Source organism: Kitasatospora sp. NPDC051984, from assembly GCF_044593455.1.
In the GTDB taxonomy this organism is placed as follows: domain Bacteria; phylum Actinomycetota; class Actinomycetes; order Streptomycetales; family Streptomycetaceae; genus Kitasatospora.
This window is the reverse complement of sequence record NZ_JBIUCB010000003.1, coordinates 37,826-52,075: the sequence shown is the minus strand read 5'-3', so window position 1 is coordinate 52,075 and position 14,250 is coordinate 37,826. Positions and strand designations below refer to the sequence as shown.

18 protein-coding genes and 1 tRNA gene are annotated in these 14,250 nt (G+C 72.5%); 8 read left to right on the top strand and 11 right to left on the bottom strand.

The genetic code is table 11. The annotated features are described in order from the left end of the window. Positions 1–140: 140 nt before the first annotated feature. The gene (locus ACIHEI_RS06785) at positions 141–2,171 is read left to right on the top strand and encodes a hypothetical protein (protein WP_396605915.1); all 2,031 of its coding nucleotides are present in this window, start codon (positions 141–143) and stop codon (positions 2,169–2,171) included. Between the two features lie 70 nt (positions 2,172–2,241). Here the strand turns inward: ACIHEI_RS06785 and ACIHEI_RS06780 are convergent. The 4 genes from ACIHEI_RS06780 to ACIHEI_RS06765 form a co-directional block, all read right to left on the bottom strand. Beyond that, positions 2,242–2,328: transfer RNA gene (locus ACIHEI_RS06780), tRNA-Ser, on the bottom strand. Positions 2,329–2,394: 66 nt separating this feature from the next. Beyond that, on the bottom strand, positions 2,395–2,934 hold the full coding sequence (gene tadA / locus ACIHEI_RS06775) for a tRNA adenosine(34) deaminase TadA (RefSeq protein ID WP_387639438.1): 540 nt from the start codon (positions 2,932–2,934) through the stop codon (positions 2,395–2,397). A 29-nt stretch (positions 2,935–2,963) separates the two neighbouring features. Next, a complete protein-coding gene (locus tag ACIHEI_RS06770) occupies positions 2,964–3,530 on the bottom strand; it encodes a hypothetical protein (protein ID WP_396605914.1) in 567 nt (188 codons plus the stop codon). 285 nt (positions 3,531–3,815) lie between these two features. Next, positions 3,816–4,091, bottom strand: a complete 276-nt coding sequence (locus ACIHEI_RS06765; protein ID WP_392949054.1) for a hypothetical protein — start codon at positions 4,089–4,091, stop codon at positions 3,816–3,818. Between the two features lie 149 nt (positions 4,092–4,240). On the opposite strand from ACIHEI_RS06765, the gene upp reads away from it, so the two are divergent. Continuing rightward, entirely contained in the window at positions 4,241–4,876 is a 636-nt protein-coding gene (upp, locus tag ACIHEI_RS06760) for a uracil phosphoribosyltransferase (RefSeq protein WP_387639430.1), read from the top strand. Between the two features lie 92 nt (positions 4,877–4,968). Here the strand turns inward: upp and ACIHEI_RS06755 are convergent, their stop codons facing one another. The 3 genes from ACIHEI_RS06755 to ACIHEI_RS06745 all read right to left on the bottom strand — a co-directional run bounded on the left by ACIHEI_RS06755 (position 4,969) and on the right by ACIHEI_RS06745 (position 7,383). Beyond that, positions 4,969–5,649, bottom strand: a complete 681-nt coding sequence (locus tag ACIHEI_RS06755; RefSeq protein WP_392949057.1) for a LytR C-terminal domain-containing protein — start codon at positions 5,647–5,649, stop codon at positions 4,969–4,971. Between the two features lie 205 nt (positions 5,650–5,854). Then, positions 5,855–6,151: a type II toxin-antitoxin system VapB family antitoxin gene (locus tag ACIHEI_RS06750; RefSeq protein WP_014136828.1), complete on the bottom strand. Its 297-nt coding sequence runs from the start codon at positions 6,149–6,151 to the stop codon at positions 5,855–5,857. A 68-nt stretch (positions 6,152–6,219) separates the two neighbouring features. Then, the gene (locus ACIHEI_RS06745) at positions 6,220–7,383 is read right to left on the bottom strand and encodes a hypothetical protein (RefSeq protein ID WP_396605913.1); all 1,164 of its coding nucleotides are present in this window, start codon (positions 7,381–7,383) and stop codon (positions 6,220–6,222) included. 92 nt (positions 7,384–7,475) lie between these two features. On the opposite strand from ACIHEI_RS06745, the gene ACIHEI_RS06740 reads away from it, so the two are divergent. Beyond that, positions 7,476–8,312: an alpha/beta hydrolase gene (locus tag ACIHEI_RS06740; protein WP_392949064.1), complete on the top strand. Its 837-nt coding sequence runs from the start codon at positions 7,476–7,478 to the stop codon at positions 8,310–8,312. Positions 8,313–8,361: 49 nt separating this feature from the next. Further along, positions 8,362–8,880, top strand: coding sequence for a YbhB/YbcL family Raf kinase inhibitor-like protein (locus ACIHEI_RS06735; RefSeq protein ID WP_387639420.1), 519 nt, complete (start codon positions 8,362–8,364; stop codon positions 8,878–8,880). 9 nt (positions 8,881–8,889) lie between these two features. Here ACIHEI_RS06735 and ACIHEI_RS06730 read toward each other — a convergent pair whose 3' ends face one another. Together ACIHEI_RS06730 and ACIHEI_RS06725 are read right to left on the bottom strand one after the other, a co-directional pair. Beyond that, on the bottom strand, positions 8,890–9,387 hold the full coding sequence (locus ACIHEI_RS06730) for an FBP domain-containing protein (RefSeq protein WP_387639418.1): 498 nt from the start codon (positions 9,385–9,387) through the stop codon (positions 8,890–8,892). Between the two features lie 67 nt (positions 9,388–9,454). Further along, complete coding sequence (locus ACIHEI_RS06725) at positions 9,455–10,039, bottom strand: HhH-GPD-type base excision DNA repair protein (protein ID WP_387639415.1); 585 nt, start codon at positions 10,037–10,039, stop codon at positions 9,455–9,457. A 95-nt stretch (positions 10,040–10,134) separates the two neighbouring features. Between ACIHEI_RS06725 and ACIHEI_RS06720 the strand changes: the two genes are divergently transcribed. Next, entirely contained in the window at positions 10,135–10,644 is a 510-nt protein-coding gene (locus ACIHEI_RS06720) for a SixA phosphatase family protein (protein ID WP_387639413.1), read from the top strand. Positions 10,645–10,670: 26 nt separating this feature from the next. Beyond that, positions 10,671–11,270: a hypothetical protein gene (locus ACIHEI_RS06715; protein ID WP_396605912.1), complete on the top strand. Its 600-nt coding sequence runs from the start codon at positions 10,671–10,673 to the stop codon at positions 11,268–11,270. Here the strand turns inward: ACIHEI_RS06715 and ACIHEI_RS06710 are convergent. After that, positions 11,258–12,265 (bottom strand): hypothetical protein, encoded by a 1,008-nt coding sequence (locus tag ACIHEI_RS06710; protein WP_396605911.1) that lies wholly within the window; start codon positions 12,263–12,265, stop codon positions 11,258–11,260. The two genes, ACIHEI_RS06715 and ACIHEI_RS06710, sit on opposite strands and share 13 nt — an antisense overlap. A gap of 194 nt (positions 12,266–12,459) precedes the next feature. Next, positions 12,460–12,756, bottom strand: a complete 297-nt coding sequence (locus ACIHEI_RS06705) for a hypothetical protein (protein WP_396605910.1) — start codon at positions 12,754–12,756, stop codon at positions 12,460–12,462. Positions 12,757–12,923: 167 nt separating this feature from the next. Between ACIHEI_RS06705 and ACIHEI_RS06700 the strand changes: the two genes are divergently transcribed. Together ACIHEI_RS06700 and ACIHEI_RS06695 are read left to right on the top strand one after the other, a co-directional pair. Further along, positions 12,924–13,724, top strand: a complete 801-nt coding sequence (locus tag ACIHEI_RS06700; RefSeq protein WP_396605909.1) for a VOC family protein — start codon at positions 12,924–12,926, stop codon at positions 13,722–13,724. 4 nt (positions 13,725–13,728) lie between these two features. Further along, positions 13,729–14,250 carry a DinB family protein gene (locus tag ACIHEI_RS06695; RefSeq protein WP_396605908.1) on the top strand — a complete coding sequence of 174 codons (522 nt, stop codon included), beginning with the start codon at positions 13,729–13,731 and terminating at the stop codon, positions 14,248–14,250.

Sequence of the window (14,250 nt, the reverse complement as noted above, 5' to 3'; positions counted from 1 at the left end):
GGTACTTACCGGCGGTCGCGCGCGTGTCCGGGCCTCGACTCGCCGTTCGGACGGGTCGACTGCGAGACGTCGACAGCAGACGCGCGCGTCCGCGACGGGGCGGTGGCCCGGCGGAGCGCCGCAGGAAGGCGGAACGAGAAGTGCTGAAAACCCTCCGGCCCAGCTGGACCGGCCGCAGACTCCTGGCGGGCGTGGCCTGCGCCCTGGCCGCCCTCGGCCCGGCCGCCCTGCCATCGGCGGCAGTAGCGCCGACCGTGCCACGGGCCGGCTCCGGAACTCTGCTGGTGTCCGAGACCTTCACCGGCGCGACCGCCGACCCGGCGTTCGTCGCCACCTCGGGCGCCTGCCTGACCGGCGCCCCCGCCACCAGCACTCCGCCGGGCAGCGACCCGCACCCGCTGGGCGGCTGCCCGCGCGTCGAGACCGGCCCCGTCCCGCCGGAGAACGGCGCCCCGCACGGCTACCTGCAGCTGACCGACGCCGGCCACGACCGCACCGCCGCCGTGCTGTACGAGCGCGCGCTGCCCGCCCACGAGGGCATGCAGGTCTCGTTCGAACAGTGGCAGTACGGCGGCGACCCCACCGAGCCGCGGCCCGCCGACGGCATCTCGTTCTTCCTGGTGGACGGCGCCGCCCCGCTGACCCGGCCCGGCGCGTACGGCGGCAGCCTCGGGTACGCCCAGAAGCTGCCCGACGACAACCCGGCCAACCCGTTCATCCCGGGCGTCGAGGACGGTTACCTCGGCGTCGGGCTCGACGTCCTCGGCAACTACTTCGGCGACTGGGAGCACCGCGGCAACGGGTGCCCGCCCGGCGAGCGCTCCCCGGCCGGCACCGGCTTCCGGGTGCCCGCGCCCGGACCGAACGTGATCACCCTGCGCGGGCCCGGCAACGGCACCACCGGGTACTGCTACCTCGCCGCGACCACCAGCAACCAGACCACCACCCCGCCGTGGCCCTCCACCCTGCCCGGCGAGCTGCAGGGCCCGACCACCGCCGCCGACCTGCCGCCCGGCATCACCCCGGAGCAGGCCGAGATCGCGCTGCTGCCCAGCAAGCGCACCGTGACCGTCACCGTCACGCCCACCCCTGACCCGCAGGTCGAGGTGGACGTCGACTTCGGCTCCGGCCCGGTCCGGGTGCTCAGTACCCCCGCGCCCCAACCGGTGCCCGCGACCTACAAGTTCGGCTTCGCCTCGTCCACCGGTGACTTCACCGACGTGCACCTGCTGCGCAACGTCGTCGCCCGCAGCGTCAACCCGCTGCCCCAGCTGGACCTGGTCAAGCAGATCGACCGCACCACGCCGCTGCCCGACCCGGTCACCGCCGGCACCGTGGTGCCCTACCAGTTCGTGGTCACCAACGCGGGCGGCAGCGAGATCCGCGACCTCGTCGTCACCGACCCGCAGGTCGGCGCGATCAGCTGCCCGACCACCACGCTGGCCGTGGACGAGACAGTCACCTGCACCGGCAGCTACACCGTCACCGAGGAGGACGTGCGGCGCGGCTTCATCACCAACGTGGCCGTCGCCAACGGCGACTCGGACAGTGGACCGGTCACCTCCCCGGAGGCCGACCACACCCTGCCGCTGACCGACAACTACGGCCTGCTGCTGGAGAAGCGCGTCGACGACAGCCGGGAGTACCTGGCCGGTGAGACCGCGACCTACACGTACACCGTGACCAACACCACCGACCGGACCGTCTCCGACCTCGCCGTGCTCGACGACCGGCTGACCGACGTGACGTGCGAGTCCACCACGCTCACCCCGGCCGAGACGCCCGGCGCGGTCACCACCTGCACCGGGTCGTACACCGTCACCGAGGCCGACGCGAAGGCCGGAGTGGTCCGCAACACCGCGCACGCCACCGGCAACGCGCCCGAACGGACCGTCACCTCGCCGCCCGCCCAGGAGGAGATCGCGGTCAGGGCCGAGGAGCCGAGCCCCAGCCCGTCGCCGTCGCCCAAGCCCTCGCACTCCGAGAAGCCGACCGAGCACCCGACCGAGCACCCGTCCGAGGAGCCGACCAAGAAGCCGGTCGAGCGCCCGAACCACCCGGGCGAGCTGCCCAAGACCGGTAGCGGCTCCCCGCTGGTCCCGCTGCTGCTCTCCGCCGGACTCGGCGTGGCCGGCCTGTTCACCCTCCGCTGGGCCCGCCGCCGCGGCTGACCCGCCCGGTGACTGACGCCAGGGACATACAGAAGAGGCCCCGACCTGATGGTCGGGGCCTCTTCGCGAGCGGTAGCGGTGGGATTCGAACCCACGGTGGAGTTGCCCCCACACACGCTTTCGAGGCGTGCTCCTTTGGCCGCTCGGACACGCTACCGAGGGGAACTCTACCGGATGCCCGGGGACGGACGAAATCCGTATCCGCGGGGGGTGGCGGCGGGGGTCAGCGCTGGGTGTCGAAGAAGGCCCGCAGTTGGGCGGTGCACTCGTCGGCGAGTACGCCCGGGATGACCTCGGGGCGGTGGTTGAGGCGGTTGTCGCGGAGGACGTCGAAGAGTGAGCCGGCCGCGCCGGCCTTCGGGTCGAGGGCGCCGTAGACCACCCGGTCGAGGCGGGACAGCACGATCGCGCCCGCGCACATGGTGCACGGTTCCAGGGTGACGACCAGGGTGCAGCCGCTCAGGCGCCATTCGCCGACGGCGTTCGCGGCCTGACGGATCGCCACCACCTCGGCGTGCCCGGTCGGGTCGCCGACCGCCTCGCGGACGTTGTGGCCCCGGCCCAGCACCGAGCCGTCCGGGCCTAGCACGAACGCCCCGACCGGGACGTCACCGGTCGCGGTGGCCAGTGCGGCCTCGGCGATGGCGAGGCGCATCTGGTCCCGCCACCGGTCGCGGACCGGGTCGGGGCGTTCGGGGGCGGGCAGCGGAGCGATCCGCGGCCGGTCGCCCAGGGTGCTGGAAGGGGCGGGGGCGTGCTGCATGGACCCAGTGTCGGCCACCGGGCCCGCCGCTAACGAACGGCCTCCAGGACCTCGCCGCAGCCGAGCGCCTCGGCGATCTCGCCGAGCGCGTCGCCCGGCGCCGCGCCTTCGCCCGCCAGCTCCAGCAGCGCGGCCTGGCCGAGGCCGAACTCGCTCAGCAGTTCGGAGTCGCCGATCGGCCCGACCGGGGTCGCGCCCCGGTTGTCGGCCGGCTCGTCGTCGTCCTCGTCGGTCTCGTCGTCCTCGTCGCTCGCGGCGTTCTCTTCGTCGAGTCCGGCCACCAGGCCGTCCAGGTCGTCGAAGTCGGCCTCCCCGTCCTGTTCGATCAGCTCGTCGGTGAGCACCGAGCCGTACGAACTGCGCGCCGCGGCGGCCGCGTCCGAGACGAAGATCCGCGGGTCGTCCTCACCGTCGATGCGCAGGACGGCGAACCAGGCGTCCTCCTGCTCGATGAAGACCAGCACGGTGTCGTCGTCCTCGGCCGTTTCGCGGGCCAGGTCGGTCAGGTCGGCCAGGGTCTCTACGTCGTCGAGTTCGGTCTCGCTCACATCCCACCCGGCACCGGTGCGAGCAAGCACTGCAGCGAAGTACGCCACCAGGGACACTCCCAAGATTGGTCTCGGCTGTCGGCGATCTCGGGCGGGTGCGGTCCGGCCGCCCCCGCGCCAGAAGAGCGGTCCGCTGTTCGGACCGTCCCACCGCATCGTGACAGAAAGGCCGCCGCTGCGGGGGGTGTTCGGCAGCGCGTCTTCGCAGGTCGTGTCGGAATGGCCTGCTTCCGGCCGCTCCGGGCGTGGATCATGCCCCTCGAACGCCCCACGGGCGGGGGCGGACGGGGGCTTGCGGGGCGCGACGGTGGGGCGGGCGCGTCCCCGGACGGCTCAGATCCGGAAGGTTCGCATCCGCATGGCCTCGCGCATCCGGCGTTCCTTGGTGCGTCTTGGCTGGACCCGGGCGCGCAGTTCGCGGGCCTCGGCCAGTTCGCGGAGGAACACGGCCCGGCGCCTGCGCCGGTCCGCGTCGGCGTCCGTAGTGGTTTCGGCGTCGGTCTCCTGGCCGGCTGTCTTCTCAGCGGCCGGTGACTCCGGACGGGACTCGTCTGTCGAGCCGGACCCGCCCGCGCCGGCGGTCGATGCCCGCGTCGGGTTGCTCTTCATAGGTTCCGACTTTCCCAGATGTCACCCGCCGATACCACAGCGGCGGCCGGGAATCGGTGTTTCCAGGGGGACTCCAGGCAGGTCACAGCGGGTCGCCGCCGACCCAGCGAAGTCGTACAGATGTGCCGACGGCCGTTATCGTCGTTGTCATGCGCCTCCACGCCGTCGACCACCCGCTGGTCGCCCACAAGCTGTCCACCCTGCGCGACGAGCGCACGGACTCGCCGACCTTCCGGCGGCTCACCGACGAGTTGGTGACCCTGCTCGCGTACGAGGCGACCCGGGACGTCCGCACCGACACGGTCGAGATCACCACCCCGGTCGCCGTCACCCAGGGCACCCGGCTGTCCTACCCGCGCCCGCTGGTGGTCCCGATCCTGCGGGCCGGCCTCGGCATGCTCGACGGCATGACCCGGCTGCTGCCCACCGCCGAGGTCGGTTTCCTCGGCATGGTCCGCAACGAGGAGACCCTGGAGGCCTCCACCTACGCGACCCGGATGCCGGACGACCTCTCCGGCCGGCAGGTCTACGTCCTCGACCCGATGCTCGCCACCGGCGGCACCCTGGTCGCGGCGATCCGGATGCTGCTCGACCGGGGCGCCACCGACGTGACCGCCGTGGTGCTGCTGGTCTCGCCCGAGGGCATCGAGGTGATGGAGCGCGAGCTGGCCGGCCAGCCCGTCACCGTGGTGACCGCGGCCGTGGACGAGCGCCTGAACGAGAACGGCTACATCGTGCCGGGTCTCGGCGACGCGGGCGACCGCCTGTACGGCACCGCCGGCTGAGGCCTGCGAGGCGTCCTTCGAACGCAAGAGATCCGGCCGGGAACGGGCTTCCGTTTCCGGCCGGATCTCGTCGTGTACGGCTGTTCGGCCGGTCAGCAGTTGCGGGGCTCCGGGCTGGGCGACGGCTTGATGAGCTCGGCCAGCGCGGCCGCGGCCTGGGTCGGGTCGGCCAGCGCGCTGAAGGTGTCGCCGATGACCAGGTCCACGGTGTTGTCGGTGCGGCCGTCCTCGGTGCTGGTGGCGGAGGCGACCTGGGAGACCAGCAGGGTGGCCGCGCCCAGTCCGCCGGGGCCGCTCAGCACCTGCGCGGTGCCGGGGACCTTCTTGTCCAGGGCGGTCGGCGCGTTGCCGACCTTGCCCACCTGGAAGCCGCGCTTCTTCAGCTCGTCGGCGGTCTTGGCCGCCAGACCGGACTTGTCGGTGGCGTTGTAGACGTTCACCGTGACGCTCGCGGGCTGCGGCACGGCCGTGCTGCTGGGGGCCGCCCCCGGCGAGTCGGCGGCGCCGGCGGAGGGAGAGCCCTCCGGGGCGGCCAGCGGCTTGCCGGACGGGTTCGCCGAGGCGCAGGCCTGCGCGGCGCTGTTCTTGTTCTTGCCGGTGAACACGTCGTAGAGCTGGACGCCGCCGACCGAGACCAGGCCGAGGGCGAGGATTCCGCCGACGGCGGCGACGACCTTGCGGCCGCGACGCGGGGGACGTCCGAGGCGGGGGTAACTGTTGCCGGTGATCCGGTACTGCTTCCCCTTCAAGCCCCGGGGAGTCAACATGCTCATGGTCTGTCTCCCCGTAGGTGCCAGGGTGGGGTGCCGGTGACCGCGGTGCGGCCATGGGAAGTGGCCGCGTGAGCCGTGGTAGTCAGCAGATTAATCCGACTACAGCGACACAGGTACTGGATGATCATCATCCGGGGGACGACGGCACTCGAAAGGACGTACCGACACCGACCATCGGTTGCAGCCGGTGGCGGGTGGCGGTGCGTCAGTCCATTTCCAGTACCCGGGCGTGCAGAACCTGCCGCTGCTGCAGGGCGGCCCGCACGGCTCGGTGCAGCCCGTCCTCCAGGTAGAGGTCACCGCGCCACTTCACCACGTGGGCGAAGAGGTCCCCGTAGAAGGTGGAGTCCTCCGCGAGGAGGGTCTCCAGGTCCAACTGGCCCTTGGTGGTCACCAACTGGTCGAGCCGCACCGGACGCGGCGCGACGTCCGCCCACTGGCGGGTGCTGGTCCGGCCGTGATCCGGGTACGGCCGCCCGTTACCGATGCGCTTGAAGATCACACGGAAAGCCTACCGTTTGGGACATGGCGGGCGCAGCAAGCGGGACCAACGGTGACCGACTTTCCGCCTCAGCGCAGTGCGGCGCCGATCCGGTCGAGCGAGGAGAGCCTCATCAGGCCGTAGTTGTAGAACTCGACCTCGGGGACGCCGAGCTCGCGGAGCGTGCTGATCTTGGCGGCGAGGTTGGCGGGGCCGTCGCAGTCGGAGGACATCGGGCGGAGGATGACGGCCATGTCCTGGGGGCGGACGCCGTGCAGGGCGAAGGCGGCGACCTTCTCGCGGACGGCCTCGGGGGTCTTCGCGTAGCCGAGTGTCTCGATCTGGTGGGCGGCGCCGGCCAGGGCGGGGAGGTCGATGCCGGAGAGCCAGCCGGTGCCGGGGCCGCCGCCGTCCATGAAGGTCAGCCGCATGCCGTGGGCGGCGGCGGTGGCGGCGAGTTCGGCGGCCAGGCCGGTGACGGTGCGGGCGCCGGCGTCGATGTAGGCGGCGAGGGCGCCACCGGCCAGCTCATCGAGCGGGACGGGGGTGAGGGCGCGGTCCTCGTCGGCGAGGCGGGCGCGCAGTTCGGTGCGGACGGTGTCGCGGACGTGTTCGGCGGGGACGCCCGCGGCGGTGGCGGCGGCCAGGCAGTGCGGGCAGAAGCAGATCGACAGCAGGGCCTCGGTGACGGGGCCGAGCTGCTCGAAGTAGCGCTCGTGGTGGTAGCCGTGGGCCAGGCCGTGGAAGTGCAGGGACTCGGCGCGGATCGCGTCCACGCCGTAGCGGGCGAGTTCCTCGACCAGGGTGTGGCAGTACTCGCGGACCTCGGGGTTGGCGGGGCAGAGCTCGGTGAGGTGGCGGTCGCCGAAGGCGTTGGCGGGGGCACAGTCGGGATGGGCGAAGCCGAGCCGGTCGTTGTGGCAGAACACCGTCCAGGCGTGCAGTTTGAGGCCGCGTCGGCGGGTCTCCTCGGTGGCCTCGGCGAACGGGTCGCGGGTGCCGATGGCGGTGGAGGACAGCGGGGCGAGGCGGCGGCCGGCCCAGCGGGCGGGGTCGGGGCGGAAGTAGGCGGCGCCGGGTTCGAGGTAGCGCAGCACCCGGTGCGGGTTGTGCGGGAAGACGTCGCGGGCCTCGTGGTAGACGGAGGCGAGAGTGACTCCGCCGACGCCGGCCCGGTCGGTAAGGTTGCCGAAGAAGGTGTCGGCCCCTTCGTCGAGCAGGTCGGTGGCGAAGGCGAGGACGGACGTCTCCACAGGGCAACTCCGGAGAAGGAAGTACAGGGAGTGACCACGCTAACCGCGGCCTCCCATATTGGTCTATACCTGGTTGTGAGGGGAGCGGCAAGGTGGCGGTCTACCGGGGATTCGACCAGCGGGAACTCGATCGGGAGTACTCGCCCAGCAGCCGGGTGGCGGACTTCGACGCGGAGCTCGCCGCGTACACCCGGGAGAGCGGGCGAGCGCTGCGGGAGCTGCCCGGGCACCGGGAGCTGCGGTACGGGGCGGACGGGCCGGAACTGATCGACTTCTTCCCGGCGGTGCCGGGCGCGCCGCTGCACATCTTCGTGCACGGCGGCTACTGGCAGGAGCTCGGCAAGGAGGACTCGGTCTTCCCCGCGCTGGACTTCGTCGCCCGGGGCACCGCGTACGCCGCCGTCGGCTACGGGCTGGCGCCCACCTGGACGGTGGAGCAGATCGCCGCGCAGGTCACCGAGGCGGTGGTGTGGCTGGTCGAGCACGCCGCCGAACTGGACGTCGACCCCGAGCGGATCGTGCTCAGCGGCAGCTCGGCCGGCGCGCACCTGGCGGCCACCGCACTGCTCGACGGGCGGCTGCGCGGGCGGATCGCCGGGGCGGCGCTGCTCAGCGGCGTCTACGACCTGGAACCGATCGCCCTCAGCTACGTCAACGAGCCGCTCGGGCTGGACGCCGAACGGGCCCGCCGGCTCAGCCCGCTGTTCGCCGACCTGGCGGCGCTGCCGCCGCTGGTGGTGGCGCTCGGCGAGTACGAGACCGGCGAATTCGCCCGCCAGCAGGCCGAGTTCGCGCACGCCGCGCGGGCCGCCGGAGTGCCGGTGCGGGAACTGCTGGTCGGCGGCCGCAACCACTTCGACCTGGTCTTCGACCTCGGCCGGACCGACACGGTACTCGGCTTGGCCGTCGAGGCGCTGGGCCGGGCCTGACGCTCCGTAGACTGCCCGGCGTACCCCGAACCGCTGCGAGAGGACACCGATGACCGGCCGCATCCCGCTTCCGTACGACTTCCTGCCGCCGGTGCCGAGGTTCGAGCTGCGCAGCTCCGACCTGGTGGACGGGACGACCATGCCGGACGCGCACGTGTACGCGGCCGGGAACCAGTCGCCGCAGCTGTCCTGGTCGGGCTTCCCGGCGGGCACCCGGTCGTTCGCGGTGACGTGCTACGACCCGGACGCGCCGACCGGGGCCGGCTGGTGGCACTGGCTGGCCGTCGACCTGCCGGCCGACACCACCGAACTGCCGCGCGGCGCCGGGGCGCAGGACAGCGACCTGCCCGGCGGGGCGTTCCACGTCCGCACCGACTTCCCCGGCCACCGCTACGACGGGGCGGCCCCGCCGCCCGGGCCGGCCCACCGCTACGTATTCGTGGTGCACGCCCTGGACGTGGCGAGCCTCGGCGTGGAGCGCGACACCCCCGCCGCGCAGGTCGGCTTCGCGCTGACCGCGCACGCGCTGGGCCGCGCGCTGCTCACCGTGGAGTACAAGTCCGCGTAGGGCGGGGCGTCAGGCCGCCAGGATCTGGCGGAGGAAGGCGTCGAGGTTGGTGACCGTCCGGGCGATCTGGTCCTCCAGCGGGAGGGACTCGTTCGGGCGGCTGACCGTCGCCGGGCGGCGGATGCCGCGCACGTACAGCGAGCAGGCCAGGTCGGCGCAGATGTAGGTGCCGACCGAGTTGCCCTCGCGGCCGCGGACGCCCGCCCGGGGGGCGGTGAGCAGCGAGACGCCGCTGCCCTGGTGGGCGGTGATGCACAGCGAGCAGACGTTCGTCCTGGTCAGGCTGCGCCGGACGTTCGGGGAGCGGAGCGTCGCCCCGACCAGGTCTCCGTCGAGTTCGGCGACCAGGTACGCCCGGTCGGGTGCGCCGAGATCCCGCCAGCCGAGGAAGTCCAGGTCGTCCCAGCGCTGTTCGGCCAGCTCGCGCGGGACGGGCAGCCGCTTGGCCTCGCCCTTCGAGCAGTTGACGAAGGAGGCGCGGATCTCGGGCTCGGTCAGGGCACGCATGGTCCGGACGCTAGCCGAGCGGCCCCGGGCGTGTCGTCCGGTTTTCCCGGCGGTGCGGGGGTGCCGCTCAGCCCTTGGCCGCCTTCGCGGCGCGCTTGGCCTCCTGCTTGGTGGCGCGGACCTTCAGCAGCGACTCCGGGCCGGTGATGTCGGCGACCGAGCGGTGGCAGCCCTCCTCGCCGTACGCGCCGGCCGCCTCGCGCCAGCCGGTCGGGCGGACGCCGTACTGCTTGCCGAGCAGGGCCAGGAAGATCTGCGCCTTCTGGGTGCCGAAGCCGGGCAGTGCCTTCAGCCGGGTCAGCAGGTCCTTGCCGGTGGGGGCGTCGCGCCAGACCGCCTCGGCGTCGCCGTCGTAGTGCTCGACCAGGTGGGCGCAGAGCTGCTGGACCCGCTTGGCCATCGAGCCGGGGTAGCGGTGCACGGCGGGCTTCTCGGCGAACAGCGCGGCGAACGCCTCCGGGTCGGCGGCGGCGATGGCGTGCGCGTCCAGGTCGTCCGCGCCCATCCGCTGCGCGATCACCAGCGGGCCGCTGAACGCCTTCTCCATCGGGACCTGCTGGTCCAGCAGCATGCCGGTGAGGGCGGCCAGCGGGCTGCGGCCGAGCAGTTCGTCGGCGTCGTCCTGCTGGGCGAGGTGGACGGCGGGCGCCATGGCGGGCTCCAGGGGTCGGGATTCCCATCCTGGCAGCCGCCGTTCGGCGGCGCGTCCCGCAACACACCACCGGCGGGGCGGGCCACACTGGGTGGATGACCCAACAGCGGCGGTTGATCGTGCTGCGGCACGCCAAGGCGGACTGGCCGGACGTTCCGGACGAGCTGCGCCCGCTGGCCGAGCGCGGCCGGGCCGACGCGGCGGCGGCCGGGCGCTGGCTGGCCGCGCACGCGCTGGTGCCGGACCGGGTGTTGTGCTCGACGGCGGTGCGCACCCGGCAGACCTGGGAGTTGGCGGAGCCGGCCCTCGGCGGCACGCCCGAACTCGTCCTGGAGCCCCGGGCCTACCGCGGTGAGGTGGACGAACTGATCGGCCTGGTGCGGGAGTTGCCGCCGATGGTACGCACCGCGATGCTGGTCGGGCACCGGCCGCAGGTGCAGGAGCTGGTGCTGGCGCTGGCCGGGGAGCGGGAGAGCGAGCCGCTGGAGCGGCTGCGGGAGAAGTTCTCCACGGCCGGGATCGCCGTCCTGGAGGTGCCCGGGGAGTGGGGTCAACTCGTCCCGGGAAGTGCTGAGTTGACCGACTTTGCGGTACCGCGTGGGTGAGCTGTAGGGCGTGATAGGCATGGGGCATGCGTTTTGACTCCGTGCCCAAGCCGCCCGCCGTGGCCGCCCGCCCGCGTGACGAGCGCGGCTACCCGGTGCCCGCGATCACGCCGTGGGAGGGCGGTCACCCCCAGTTCGGGCTGACCGACTACGAGCGGTCCGCCACCTGTGCCCGCGAGCGGCTGTGCTCGGTGTGCAACACGCTGATGCCGCGGGGCCCGGTGTGGCGGGTGGTCGGCGGGGAGGAGGCGGCCGCGATCGGCGAGGCGCTGGCGGCGGGCCGGCCGTACCGGAACATGGCGCCCACCATGGAGGCCCCCGGCCACCGGGCGTGCATGCTGTACGCGTCGATGGTCTGCCCGTACCTGGGCCGCCCGAACGCCCGTCGCCAGGTGACCGCCGATCAGGAAATGGCCCCGGACGACCTGACCGCGCACGTGGTGCGCGGGGCCGCCCGGGGCGAGCTGGGTGCCGTGGTGGGCTTCGAGGACTACGAGTTCGCGATCACTCCGACCCGGGTGCTGTTCCGCTTCATCGACCCGGTGGAGTGCCTGCCGCACGACCTGGCCGAGCAGCAACTCCCGAATCTCCAGGCCGAGTTGGCCCGGATGTCTCAGGAGCGGTAGGCGGGCAGGCCGACCGTGTCGGTGATCTTGTCCGGCTTTCCGCCCTTGGTCGGCATGGTGTAGATGCCGTCCGGGCCGCGGAACGCGACGGACTTGCCGTCGTGCGAGATCGCCGGCTCGGTGTAGTCCACCGTGGCGTCCGGCGTCAGGTCGATCTCCTTGGAGCCCTGCTCCTGCGCCTTGGCGAAGATGTGCGCGTGGCCGTTCACCGAGCGGACGAACACCACCTCGCCGTCGTCGGCGAGCGCGGGCTGCGAACCCTTGGTGACCACACCGCCGTTGGTGCGGGAGACCACGTCGTGGAAGTAGACCTGGCCGTCGGTCTTGTTGGCGTACACCGTCATGCCGAACTTGCCGGCCGAGTTCGGCCACTGGTTCCCGGCCTCCGGCAGCGGCTTCTCGGCCTCGGAGTCGCCGACCGACAGCGGTGCCGGCTTGGCGTTGGCCTTCGCCTCGACGGACAGCAGCTTCAGCGCCTTCTTGTCGTCCGCGGTGAACAGCAGGAAGGTGCCGGCGCCGTGCGGCTCGTCCGGGCCGTACACCTGCCAGGTCGGGTGGGACCAGGTCTCGCCGGACGGGGCCTTGGCGATGACGGTTTTGTGGCTGCCGTCCGGGTCGGAGGTCTCCAGGTTGCCGCTGCCGTCGATGAACGCGGCGTGCTTGCCGTCCGGGGACCAGGCCAGGTCGCGGACCACGGTGCCGAAGTCGACGGCCTTGCCGTCCATCAGCACGGTGTTGGTGCCGGTGCTGACGGTCACCTTGGTGCCGGCGGTCTTGTTCAGCTTGCCGCCCGCGGCGGCGGGCGCGGACGAACCGGCCGTCGAGCCGCCCGGGGCGTCGGAGGACGGGCTGTTGGCAGTGCTGCTGGGAGCGGCGGTCCCCCCGGTGTCGCCGCCCTCCGGGTCGCAGGCGGTCAGCAGCAGGGCCGACCCGGTGGTGACCGCGGCCACCAGCAGGGCGGCGGCGGACCGGCGCAGACGGGTGCGTTCGCTCATCAAAGACTCCCCCACGGAACGGATCTACGTATGGCGGTGGCCCGGCCGAAGACCGGGCCGCCGCCAACAGGCATGTGCCTCGTACACATCCTGTCAGTAAGCGACAACAGTCCGGAAGCCGGGGCCGTTCGGGCTATCAGTGCGTCAATTTTGGTTTGTGGAAACCGAATAGGCGAATCGGGACAGGTGGGGCATCAGCCGCGGAACGTCGGCAGGCCCGCCCGGTCGGTGACCTTCTGCGGCGTCCCGCCCCTGGTGGGCAGCGTGTGGACGCCGTCCGGGCCGCGGGAGGCGACGGTGGTGCCGTCGTGCGAGACGACCGGCTCGGTGAAGCTGACGGGGGCGTCCGGGGTGAGGTCGCGCTCCTGGCGGGTGTCGTTGCTCCGCTCGAAGATGTGGTCGTGCCCGCCGATCGAGCGGACGGACACCAGGTCGCCGTTCGGGTGATGACCAAAGATTCGCAGCCGGATGACCTCGATCCGTGCGGGCATCGTCACTGCCGTGCAACGGTCGTCTGCGGTTCGCGGGTGGTGAAGGGCCGTCGTGTGGTGGCGGGGCGGGTAGCTGGTTAGCGTGGCACTGCATGTGCTTCTGTCCGCGGGCCGGCTCTTCGGCGCGCCGCGGATCCCCGATTCCCGACAGCGGAGCGAGATGCACCATGGCTGCGCAACCCGAAGGCACCCCGGTCTGGGCGGACGCGATGTTCACCGACCTGGAGGGCGCCAAGAAGTTCTACGGTGACGTGCTGGGCTGGACGTTCGGCGAATCCTCCACCGAGTACGGCAACTACACGCAGGCGTACCGGGACGGCAAGGCGGTCGCCGCGATCGTCCCGCCGATGCCCGGGCAGGGCCCCGGACAGTCCGCCTGGGTGCTCTACCTGGCCTCGCCGGACGTCGGGGCCACCGCGGAGCGGATCCGGGCGGCCGGCGGCTCCCTGCTGCTGGAGCCGATGAAGGTCGGCACCTTCGGCTCGATGGCGCTCGCCAAGGACCCGGCCGGCGTGGTGTTCGGCATCTGGCAGGCCGGTGAGCACACCGGCTTCGAACTGCGCGACGTGCCAGGCAGCTACGGCTGGGCGGAGGTGTTCACCCGGGACCCGGCCGCCGCCAACGCCTTCTTCCCGAAGGTGTTCTCCTACGGCGTCCGGAAGCTCGCCGACGAGGAGGTCGACTACCGGGTCTTCAGCCTCGGCGAGGTGCCGGTGCTCGGCTCGATGGGCATGACGCCCGAAGTGCCCGCGCAGGTACCGTCGTTCATCAGCGTGTACTTCGTGGTGGACGGCTGCGACGCGGCGGTCGAGCGGGTCGCCAAGGCCGGCGGGCAGAAGGTGTTCGGGCCGATGAGCACCCCGTTCGGGCGGTTCGCGTCCTTCGTGGACCCGCAGGGCGCGGCGTTCTCGCTGATCGACCCGGCCGCCGCCGAGGGCGAGATGCCGGCCACGGTGGAGGTGTCCTGAACCGATGGTCACCCCACGGCCCGAACTCACCGGCGAACGCGCCGACTTGCTCAGCACGCTCGACAAGCACCGCGGCTTCCTGCGCTACACCGTCCGCGGCCTGACGGACGAGCAGGCCCAGCAGCGCACCACCGTCAGCGAACTCACCCTCGGCGGGCTGATCAAGCACGTCGCCGGGGTCGAGGAACGCTGGATGCGGTTCGCCGTCGGCGGCGCCGAGGCGATGCGTGCCGAGGGCGCGCCGCAGGACGCCGAAGCCTGGGCCGACCAGTTCCGGATGCTGCCCGGCGAGACCCTGGACGTCCTGCTCGAACGCTACCGGGCCGTCGCCGAACACACCGACGGCCTGGTCACCACCCTCGACCTCGACAGCGAACACCCGCTGCCGTCCGCGCCCTGGTTCGAACCCGGCGCGGAGTGGAGCGTCCGCCGGGTCCTGCTGCACATCGTCGCGGAGACCGCGCAGCACGCCGGGCACGCCGACATCCTCCGCGAGGCCCTGGACGGGCAGCGAACGATGGGCTGA